The 10258-nt window shown below is 67.2% G+C and carries 10 protein-coding genes; 5 read left to right on the top strand and 5 right to left on the bottom strand.

The features are described 5' to 3' along the window. Nucleotides 1-289: FAD-linked oxidase C-terminal domain-containing protein (locus tag AC3XYG_RS05105; RefSeq protein ID WP_489138734.1), on the top strand; the 289-nt coding region annotated here is incomplete at its 5' end. A gap of 134 nt (nt 290-423) precedes the next feature. On the opposite strand, the gene AC3XYG_RS05110 is transcribed toward AC3XYG_RS05105, so the two are convergent. The 5 genes from AC3XYG_RS05110 to AC3XYG_RS05130 form a co-directional block, all read right to left on the bottom strand. After that, entirely contained in the window at nt 424-1152 is a 729-nt protein-coding gene (locus AC3XYG_RS05110) for a class I SAM-dependent methyltransferase (RefSeq protein ID WP_489138735.1), read from the bottom strand. A 63-nt stretch (nt 1153-1215) separates the two neighbouring features. Next, on the bottom strand, nt 1216-1542 hold the full coding sequence (locus tag AC3XYG_RS05115) for an NIPSNAP family protein (RefSeq protein WP_489138736.1): 327 nt from the start codon (nt 1540-1542) through the stop codon (nt 1216-1218). Nucleotides 1543-1648: 106 nt separating this feature from the next. After that, nucleotides 1649-3064 (bottom strand): ribosome biogenesis GTPase Der, encoded by a 1416-nt coding sequence (der, locus tag AC3XYG_RS05120; protein ID WP_489138737.1) that lies wholly within the window; start codon nt 3062-3064, stop codon nt 1649-1651. A 13-nt stretch (nt 3065-3077) separates the two neighbouring features. Further along, nucleotides 3078-4403 carry an outer membrane protein assembly factor BamB family protein gene (locus AC3XYG_RS05125; protein WP_489138738.1) on the bottom strand — a complete coding sequence of 442 codons (1326 nt, stop codon included), beginning with the start codon at nt 4401-4403 and terminating at the stop codon, nt 3078-3080. 11 nt (nt 4404-4414) lie between these two features. Next, entirely contained in the window at nt 4415-5056 is a 642-nt protein-coding gene (locus AC3XYG_RS05130) for a tetratricopeptide repeat protein (protein ID WP_489138739.1), read from the bottom strand. Nucleotides 5057-5311: 255 nt separating this feature from the next. On the opposite strand from AC3XYG_RS05130, the gene AC3XYG_RS05135 reads away from it, so the two are divergent. The 4 genes from AC3XYG_RS05135 (at nt 5312) to AC3XYG_RS05150 (ending at nt 10193) form a co-directional block, all read left to right on the top strand. Continuing rightward, nucleotides 5312-5644, top strand: coding sequence for a DUF2794 domain-containing protein (locus AC3XYG_RS05135; RefSeq protein WP_489138740.1), 333 nt, complete (start codon nt 5312-5314; stop codon nt 5642-5644). A 57-nt stretch (nt 5645-5701) separates the two neighbouring features. Continuing rightward, nucleotides 5702-6469: an SDR family NAD(P)-dependent oxidoreductase gene (locus tag AC3XYG_RS05140; protein WP_489138741.1), complete on the top strand. Its 768-nt coding sequence runs from the start codon at nt 5702-5704 to the stop codon at nt 6467-6469. A 627-nt stretch (nt 6470-7096) separates the two neighbouring features. After that, on the top strand, nt 7097-9085 hold the full coding sequence (locus tag AC3XYG_RS05145) for a hypothetical protein (protein ID WP_489138742.1): 1989 nt from the start codon (nt 7097-7099) through the stop codon (nt 9083-9085). A gap of 352 nt (nt 9086-9437) precedes the next feature. After that, entirely contained in the window at nt 9438-10193 is a 756-nt protein-coding gene (locus tag AC3XYG_RS05150) for an SDR family oxidoreductase (protein WP_489138743.1), read from the top strand. The last annotated feature ends 65 nt before the right edge of the window (nt 10194-10258 follow it).

Here is a 10258-nt window from a genome sequence, read left to right on the forward strand (position 1 = left end):
CGCGTTTTCCCCCGATATGCGGGTCTATGTCTTCGGCCACCTCGCCGACGGCAATCTGCACATCATGGTCGGCGACCGGCCGGCCGGGTCGATGGGCCGGATCGAGGCGATCCTCTATGACGGCCTCGCCGCCCTCGGCGGCTCCTTCTCGGCCGAACACGGCATCGGGCTGGAGAATCAGGACGCCTTCCGCCTCTACGGCGACCCGGCCCGGCGCGCGGCGATGGCGGCGATCAAGGCCGCGTTGGACCCGACGGAGATTTTGAATCCTGGGAAGATCCTGGGGTAGGGCAGGGATTAGTTATATTTTACCTGTCATTGCCGGGCTTGACCCGGCAATCCAGAGGATGTCGACAGTCTCTGGATGCCCGGATCAAGTCCGGGCATGACAGCCCACAGTTACATGAGAGTGACCATCGCGGTTCACCCCAGCGGCCGGGCTTTCAGCCACAGGAACAGCGGCACGCGGGCCCATTGCTTCAGCCGGTCGTTGTCCTCTGGATGGTCCGGCTGCGGCTCCAGGATCGCGGTGATCGCCAGGCCGGCCGCCTCCAGCGCCGCGGCATAGTCCTGCAGCGGCTGCGACCAGCCGGCGAAGTCCATGCGCAGCCCGTCGCGCTCCTCGCTGCCCTCGAAGCGCTCGCGGCCGCAATAGCTGCCGTCCAGCACGAAAGGGGCGTCGGGCTCCGGCCCGGCAAAGCGGCCACGGTCGCGGAACGGGTGGACCAGCGACATCATCAGCGTGCCGCCGGGCTTCAACACACGCCGCACCTCGCGCAGCACGCCGGGCACGTCCTCGACATCCATCAGCACGTTGTAGGCGACGACCAGGTCGAAGCGGCCGTCGTCGAAGGGCAGGGCGGCGCCGTCGGCGGTGGCGTAGTCGTGGGCGGAGTCGGCCTCGGCCGCGATCGCCACCAGCTCGGCCACGGTGTCGGCGGCGGTGACGCGGTGGCCCAGCGCCTTCAGCTCGCGCGACACCCGGCCTTCGCCGCAGCCAAAGTCCAGCGCCTCGCCCGTCCCCGCGCCCAGCCAGGCGACCAGGGCGTCGCGATAGGCCCAGAAGGCATCATGGCCGGGTTTTCGTGCCCAGGCGGTCCAGTCGCGGGCGACACGCGCCCAGTGCTCGCGGTCGGCGGCGGTCTTCGTCATCGGTGGCCTCCGGCAAAAGGAAAGGGCGGCCGAACCCGGCCGCCCTGTCGATCTACAGCCGGCCTACTTGACCTTGGAGAAGGCGGTCGGCTTCAGGATGGCGTTGGTGATGTACGACACGATCGGCCCGTCGCGCTCGGTGCTGGCGCGCTTTTCCAGCCACTCCGGGTCGGACTGGAACGCGGTCCATTTGGTCTCGCGCTCGGCCAGCGACTCCCACTCCAGCAGGTAGTAGAGCGCCTGGTTGCTCTCGCCGATCTCGACGGTCCAGAAGCCGGCCTGGCGGATGCCGAAGCGCTCCCAGATCTTGGTGGTGATGGTGTCGAAGCGGTTCAGCAGCGCCGGCAGCTTGCCGGGGTTGCAATGATAGATGCGCAGCTCGTGGATCATCCGATTCCTCCCGAAAAGGGAGCGAACTCTGGCCCGGCCGCCGCCCGAATGCAATCGTCGGGCATAGCGGGCGGGCCTGCCCTGCGCCGCCGCCTGGTCCCGCCGATCAGTCCTTGTCGGCGTAGGGGTTCTTGGGCTGGCGCAGCACCACCCGGATCGGCACCCCGAACAGCTTGAAGCTTTCGCGCAGGCCGTTGACGAGGTAGCGCAGATAGCTGTCCGGGAATTCCTCGGCCTGCGACACGAACAGGGCGAAGGTCGGCGGCCGGGCCTTGACCTGGGTGATGTAGCGGATTTTCAGGCGGCGGCCGCGCACCAGCTGCGGCGGATGCGCGTCCAGCATCGCCGGCAGCCAACGGTTCAGCGGCCCGGTGCGCACCCGGCGGTTCCACACCTTGTGGATGTCCAGCACCGCGTCCATCAGCTTGTCCAGCTTCTGGTTGCGCAGCGCCGACATCGTCACCGTCGGCACGCCGCGCACCTGCGGCATCGAGGTCTGCAGCTTATCGCTCAGCTGCTGCAGCGCCTTGGCGTGGTCCTCGACCGTGTCCCACTTATTGATGGCGATGACGAGGGCGCGGCCCTCCTCGATCACATGCCGGGCGATGGTCAGGTCCTGCTTGTCCATGATCGCGCCGGCGTCGAGCACCAGGACGCAGACATGAGCCAGGCGGATCGTCTCCAGCGTGTCGCCGACCGACATGAATTCGAGCTTGTCGTCGATCTTGTCGATCCGCGCCTTGCGGCGCAGCCCGGCGGTGTCGACCAGCTTGATCGCCTGGCCGCGCCAGGACCAGTCGACCATGATCGCATCGCGGGTGATGCCGGCCTCGGGCCCGGTCAGCACCCGGTTCTCGTGCAGCAGGGCGTTCATCAGGGTCGATTTGCCGACATTCGGCCGGCCGATGATGGCCAGCCGGATCGGGCGGGTGAGCTCGACCTCGGGGTCGACCACGTCGCCTTCGCCTTCCTCCTCCGGCATCACCTGGTCGTCATCGTCGGCCAGGGTGTCGTCGTCGGCCGCATCCGCCGGCATCAGCGGCCGCAGCGCGTCGAGCAGGTCGACCAGGCCCTGGCCATGCGCGGCGGAGATCGCCACCGGCTCGCCCAAGCCCAGCGACCAGGATTCGTGCATGCCGGCCTCGGCGGCGCGGCCTTCGCATTTGTTGGCGACCAGGATGACCGGCCGGCCCTGGCGCCGCAGCCACTGGGCGAAATGCGCGTCCAGCGGTGTCACCCCGGCGCGGGCGTCGATCATCATCAGCGCGACGTCGGATTCCTGCAGCGCGATCTCGGTCTGCTGCCGCATCCGCGCTTCCAGGCTGTCGTCGAACGCCTCCTCCAGCCCGGCGGTGTCGATGACGCGGAAGGTCAGATGGCCCAGCTGCCCATCGCCGATGCGCCGGTCGCGCGTGACCCCCGGCAGGTCGTCGACCAGTGCTGTGCGCTTGCCGACGAGCCGGTTGAACAGGGTCGACTTGCCGACATTCGGCCGGCCGATGATGGCGATGGTGAAGGGCATACGGTGTTCTGTCTCAGCGATAGGCGGTCAAGGTGCCGTCCGTGCTGAGAATATACAGCGTTCCGCCGGCCACGACCGGGGCAATCCGCGTCTCGTCGGACTCGAAATGGCCGGTGATCTCGCCGGTCTTCGGCGAAATCAGCACGCCATGGCCGGTGGAACTGGCCAAAACCAGGGTGTCGCCGGCCAAGACCGGGCCGGTCCAGGTGACCGGGCCGGTCTTCTCCTCCGGGTCGGTCCAGCGGTCCAGCTCCCGCGTCCAGCGCACCTTGCCGGTGTTGCGGGTCAGCGCGATCACCACGCCGTCGGTGTTGACCAGGTAGATCGTGTCGCCGGCGACCCAGGGCATCTGGGTGCCGCTGATCGCCTGCTCCCACACGCTGGCGCCGGTGCGCATGTCCAGGCCAACCGCCTGGTTGCCATGGCTGATCGCGACCACCAGGTCGCCATCGACCACCGGCATCGCGGTGATGTCGGCCAGGCCGGCCAGGGCGCCGGCGGCGCGGTTGGTGCCGCCGCCGACATTGGCCGACCACACCGGCCGGCCGTTCTCGATCCGCAGGCCGAACAACTCGCCGGAGGAATAGGGGACCACCACCACGCCGGCGTCGACGGCCGCGCTGCCGGCGCCGAGCAGGGCGGAGGCCTCGGGGATGCCGGAATGGTTCCAGACCTTGGTGCCGGTCTTGGCATCCAGCACTTCGGTCTGGTTGTCGATGGTGATGACGATGACGCGGCCCTGGGTCACGGTCGGCGCGCCGCGCACCGGCCCGGGCACCGGCGTGCGCCAGATCAGGCCGCCGCTCTTCGGGTCGACCGCGACCACCTCGCCGAAGCCGGTGGTGGCGTAGACCACGCCGTCGGCATAGGCGGCGCCGCCGCCGATCGGGCTGCCGTCCTGGTCCGGGTCGGACACCCGCACCCGCCAGTTCGACCGGCCGGTGGCGGCATCGATCGAATTCAGCCGGCCGGAGGCGTCGGTGACATAGACATGGCCGTCGCCGATCACCGGGCCGGTCAGCAGGGCCGTGGCACGGCTGCCGCCGGTGCCGACGCTGGTGCTCCAGGCCCGCTGGAACGGAATTGCCAGCTGCAGGTTGCCGTTGGCGTGGTTGACCGCGCCGCCCGGGTTGCGCCATTCGGTGTCGGTGCGGATCGCCGGCAGGATCGCCGGCTGCCCGGCGGCGGGATCGGGCTCCAGCCCCTCCGTGCGGTTGATGACGGAGATCCGCTCACCCGGCAACGGCACCTTGTCGTCGCCCCCGAACCAGCCGCAGGCACTCAGGGCGGCGGCAAGCGCGAGGATGGAGATCCGGGGCAGCAGAGTGCGTCGCCGCATGGAGTTATCCCTCAATTGCTGGAAACGCTGAGGAGTTGCTCGGCCCGCGACCGCACGCCCTGGGGCGATTCCGGGTCCTTGGCCAACGCGTCGAAGATCTCATGCGCCTTGGCGGTATCGCCCTGCTTCAGGGCCAGCAGGCCCTGCTGCTCGCGCGCCAGTGCCCGCCAGGGCGACCCGTCGGCGGCCAGCGGCGCCAGCTCCTGGGTCAGCGCCGCGGGGTCGGCGTCATCGGCCTGCGCCATCACCGAATACAGCTTGGCGAGGTCGCGGATAACAGGGTTGGTGCCGCTGGCGTCGGCGATCTGCTGGTAGACGCCGGCGGCATCGGTGCGCTTGCCGGCGTCGAGATCGGCCCGGGCCTGCATCAGCCGGGCCAGGGCGGCGCGGTCGGCGCTGCTGTCGGCGGCCACCGCGCCATAGATCGCGGCGGCATCCGCCGGCTTGGCGGCGGCCTGGGCCTGGGCATCGACCAGGGCGCGGGTCTGCGACTGCGCCTGGCTCTGGCTGTAGCTGCGCCAGCCGACGAAGCCGGCGCTCACCAGCACGATGATCACCGCACCGGCGATGATCAGCCGGCCGTGGCGGTCCCAGATCGCCTTGACGCGATCCTCGCGCAGGGCTTCGTCGACTTCGCGAAAGATATCGGTCATCACAGGATTCCGGACAGGGCGCAGCCTCGGCATGGTCTCGCCGAGCCGCCTTACCTAGACGATTGATCCCGGGAAGACAATCCGGGCGGTGTTGGCCAAGCGGTGTGGCCAAGCGGTGTGGCAAGGATAAGGCGGCAATATGGGCCCCGGCGGGGCGGGGCGTCGCAGCCTGCGCGCAGCGGCTGGACGAACGCCCGGATTTGTCGAACACTCGTCGGAACGACTCAACAGTGTCGAGGCTTCGCTTTCGGCGGCATGTCGCAGGTTCTCGATCTCTCCCAGCAGCGGCGTCGTCGCGGCCGCGTCTACTTCAACCGCGTCGAGCTGGCTCAGCTCCTCGGCCTCTATTTCGATCGCGTGGCCTCCGGCGAATGGCGGGACTATGCGATCGATCACGGGGTCGGTGCCGCGGTGTTCAGCGTGTTCCGGCACAGCCAGGACAAGCCGCTCTACGGCATTGCCAAGGTGATGGGCGCGCAGGAGCCGGAATATTGCGTGTATGAAGGCAAGCACCGGGTCCGCCGCGGCAAGACCCTGGCCGATGTGCTGGACATGTTCGAGCGGCGGCTGAAGCTGGTGCGCGACTGATCGGCCGCGCCCTGCGGCCCGACCCGATACCCCCCCGACCTCAACCTGGCTCACATCATGACCGAGACCACGCTCTATTCCAGCCTGCAGGACCGTGCCGTGCTGATCACCGGCGGCGGCTCCGGCATCGGCGCGGCGCTGGTCGAGCATTTCGCCCGCCAGTACAGCCGGGTGGTGTTCTGCGACATCGACACGGACTCGTCCCGCGCGCTGGTCGAGCTGTTGAAGGAAGACGGGCTGGCGGCGCCGACCTTCCTGCCTTGCGACCTGCGCGACATCGATGCGCTGCGCGCCATGGTGCGGGCGGCGGTTTCCGCAGTCGGCCCGATCCGCGTGTTGGTCAACAATGCCGGCCACGACCAGCGCCACAGCATCGACGAGGTGACGCCGGATTATTGGGACGAGCGGCTGGCGGTGAACCTGAAGCACCAGTTCTTCACGGTGCAGGCGGTGCGGGCGGCGATGCGCGACGCCGGCGGCGGCTCGGTGATCAATTTCGGCTCGATCTCCTGGCGCGCCGGGATGGGCGGCATGCCGGCCTACACCACCGCCAAGGCGGCGATCGAAGGGCTGACCCGCAGCCTGGCGCGCGACCTGGGGGCGGAAGGCATCCGCGTCAACTGCGTGCTGCCCGGCGCGGTCAAGACCGAGCGGCAGGTCAAGCTGTGGTACACGCCGGAGTACATCCAGAAGGTGATGGATGCGCAATGCATCAAGGCCTTCGTCGAACCGATCGACATCGCCCGCATGGTCGCCTTCCTGGCCTCCGACGACTCAAGGATGTGCACGAGCCAGACCTATGTCGTGGATGGGGGATGGATCTAAGAGCCGGCCCGGACTCCCGCGATACTCGGATCGGGGAATGCTTCGGTTCCGGCAAGCGGGGATCGCCGTTCTCGTCGCTCTCGGCTGTGGCGGTTCGGGCGTGGCTTCGGCGGACACCGGGCCTGCGCAATGCCCGACCCCAACCGGTTTCTCGATCATGGCGCCCGCCGATTGGCCGCCGCCGACGCGGCAGGATGCGCTGCTGGGCTATTGGCGCTGCCCCCCGGATGAGGACGATATCCGGCTGAGAGCCGGCCGGCTGTTCTATCCCGTCGGTCCGGCCGTCCGGGCTGCCATACTGAGAGAAGAGCCGGTCTCTCCGACCGGACATCACCCGCCCTAGGTCCGCCTCGCATCTACATCATCCGCCGGGCATCTCGCGCTGTCCGAAGTCTGCAGGTGCAGGCGGGATTCACCGCTCCCGCTTGCTCAAGGACTGATTGGCGCGCATACTATGATATGCGCGCACATATCGCAATTGTACTGTATTTTATCGATCTATTCTGACGCATCCGCACTATTGAGCGCGCCGAGACAAGTCACAGCACTGTAACAGTCCAACAATGCCACCGACCCGCGCCGTCTTCGGCGCTCGACCAGGCATGTCCATTCCGGGGAGGCTCCATCATGGTTCAATGGAATTCGACACCGGCCGAGCGTACGGCGCGGCTGCAGGCCGTGTTCGACGGCACCACCACGGCCCGCGACATCCAGCACGGGGCGGCGACCAACCTGCTGTTCGGCGTCGCGCTGCACGCCGTCGAGAAGAAGGCCCAGGGCGGCACGCTGACCGACCTGGAGACGCTGCTGCATGACGCGCTGCACCGCTTGCTGCCGGCCGACGAGGTTGCCGCCGCGGCCCATGGTTTCAGCGCGGCGCAGACCCGGGCCGGCGGCCCGCGCCTGTTCGCGCCGCAGGTGGCATCGCTGCCGGTCACTGCCGACTACGGCCGGGCGGAACTGCTGGCCGATTTGCCGGCCCTGGGCCGTCAGGTGATGACGCAGCCGAATTTCAGCTTGGTCAAGGTGGACGACCTGAAGGACGGGCGGGACTTCGACAGCCCCGAATTCCTCGCCGGCATGCAGGAATATGGCGGCGGGCTGACCGTGTTCACCGGTTCTCCGGCGGAGGGGAAATCCGACGCTACGATGTCTGCCCGCTTGTACTTGAAACAATTCAAATGCATCCGCCGGACCGGAGATTCGCACTTCGGCCCCAGTGACGAGATCTATTGGATGGCGGCTGCGGGTAGTGATACCGGCATCGAAAACACATACGCCTCGGGCGAATATGGCGGCATCGACAATGGCTCCGAGCGTCACTTCCCGGCCGACACCTATTGGTTCCGAGGCACGGTGAACAAGACGGTCATGGCGCATATGGAGTGCTGGGAGAAAGATAGAGGCAGCTTCTGGGACGACATCCGGAATGCGCTGGCCGATGTCGCGGAATTTTGCGTCGACTGCGCCAGCATGTCCATGGATGGCGGAAATGACGATGGGGCAGGCCTGGCTGCGCTGATCGGCCTCGTCGGCGCATTGCTCGGCGAATTGCTGAACTGGCTGATCGGCAAGGACGATTTGATCCAGAAGCGCGAATTTGCATTCGATGCGGCCGCGCTGGCGAGTATGGGGGGGGTCGGCCAATCATTTGATTTCAAAGGCCAGGGTGACGCGCATTATAAACTGCATGTGACTGCCAGAATTCAAAAGAAGGGTCAGCTTCATAGCTGTCTGATGGGATCCACGGGATGGCATAAACACATGAATTTGACTTTTACTGGCCGAGAATATCGGCTTGTGGCGCCCTATGCGAACCCAGAGCCGTCCAAGCTTTACTGCGTCTTCCTGGATGACAATCTCCGCCTGAGCATCTGCGACTATGACATCGACTCGTGGTCAGGCAAGGCTGAGGTGGAGCCTGGAAACGTGAAGTATGTGCGGGGTGGCCCATCGGGGGTCACCATGGGCAATGGAGAGACGATCCATCTTGTGGCTCCGCGTCCCGACGATCCTCACTTTTTCCGCGAAGTGACTTACAGTCCGGCAAGCAAGAGTTGGCGTCATAGACACTCTCGCAGCTTGGCTTCTGCTGTCGCCTTCACGCCGGCAATTGCGCCGAGTCCCGATCAATCGATGCTTCTCGGTATGTATGTGTCGGACGGTACGGGGGGCTCCGAATCCACCGCGGACGAGGTGATTTCTATCGAATGTTCGAACGATGTATGGCAGGGCGGAACCAAGATCGGTGCGATGTCCTCCGCGGCGGCTGCCATGGCTACGTTCAATGGCGTCGTGCATTGCGTCTTCAGGGGCCATGGTTCCAACAAAGGCCTGTGGTGGACGAAGAGAACGGCCTCCGGCAGTTGGGAAGGCGACCGCACGATTCCAGGCCACGAGGCAGAGGGTGCCCCCAGCCTGGCTGTCGTGGGCGGCAAGCTGCACTGCGTCTACCGCGGCGCCAATGACGACAAGATCTGGCACATGACCCTCGATCGTAGCGACGGCAGCTGGAGCGCCGCCAGCCCGATCCCCGGGGTGTTGACCGATGATTCCCCCAGCATCGCCGGCTTCCGCGGCTATCTAGTGTGTGCCTACATCCGACCCGTCGGGTAGCAGGGGCGCCTGACCTGCCGCCGCCCGTCCGGCCGCCCTGTCAGGGCGAGAGCCGGGCGGGCGCTTGACGATTGCAGCCCGCCCCGTTAACCATCCGCTCGCAGCCGCAATCATGGTGCTGCCGTAGGCGTTACCGTCATCCAACGCGTCCTTGGTCGAGAAGGTCCCAGCAGGGAGATCTCGAGGCAAAAGGCGCGGCGGTATGCTCTCACTCTCCTGCTCTGCAGTTGCAAATCCGTTCGAGATATCGCTTACGGCAGGGCTTGTCCTCGCCGTGATGCCGGTTGTCGTCCCGGGCGTGCCTGCGGCCGGGGGTGCCGTCGCCTTTCCCCCATCCTGAAAGGCAACGACCATGAAGATGTCAGGCAACACCATTCTTGTCACCGGCGGCACCAGCGGCATCGGCCGGGCGCTGGCCGAAGCGCTGCATGCGCGCGGCAACCGCGTCATCATCACCGGGCGGCGGCAGGCCCTGCTGGATCAGGTCACGGCAGGCCGGCCCGGCCTGGTCGGGCTGCCGCTCGACCTCGACGACCCGCTGTCGGTGTCCCGCTTCGCGGCCAATATCCGCACCCGCTTCCCCGACCTCAATGTGCTCATCGCCAATGCCGGCATCTCGCGGGCGGAGGACATGGCGGCCGATGGCTGGGACGCCGCCGATGCCGAGGCGATCGTGCAGACCAACATCCTGGGCGTGCTGCGCGTGACGGCGGCGCTGCTGCCGGTCCTGAAGGGGCGGCCGGGTGCTGTGATCATGGCGACCAGCTCCAGCCTCGCCTTCGTGCCCCGCGCCGACTTCCCGGCCTATTGCGCCAGCAAGGCCTTCCTGCACTCCTGGTTGCAGTCGCTGCGGCACCAGCTCCGCCATGTCCCGGTCGAAGTGCTCGAACTGGCGCCGCCCTATGTGCAGACAGCGCTGACGGGCGTGCAGCAGGCGTCCGATCCACGCGCCGTGCCGGTCGATGCCTATGTCGCGGAGGTGATGCAACTGCTGGAGCGCGGCGATCACCCTCGCGGCGAGGTGCTGGTCGCACGCGACCGCGCCCGGCGATCGGCCGAGCGGGACGGGCGCTACGATGCCACCTTCGCGGCCATCAACCCGGGCTGAACGCGCTGTTGGGGCGGCCTTGCCCATCCTGCACCGTCATCGCGAGGCGCGCAGCGCCATGGCGA

The organism is Inquilinus sp. (assembly GCF_057815775.1).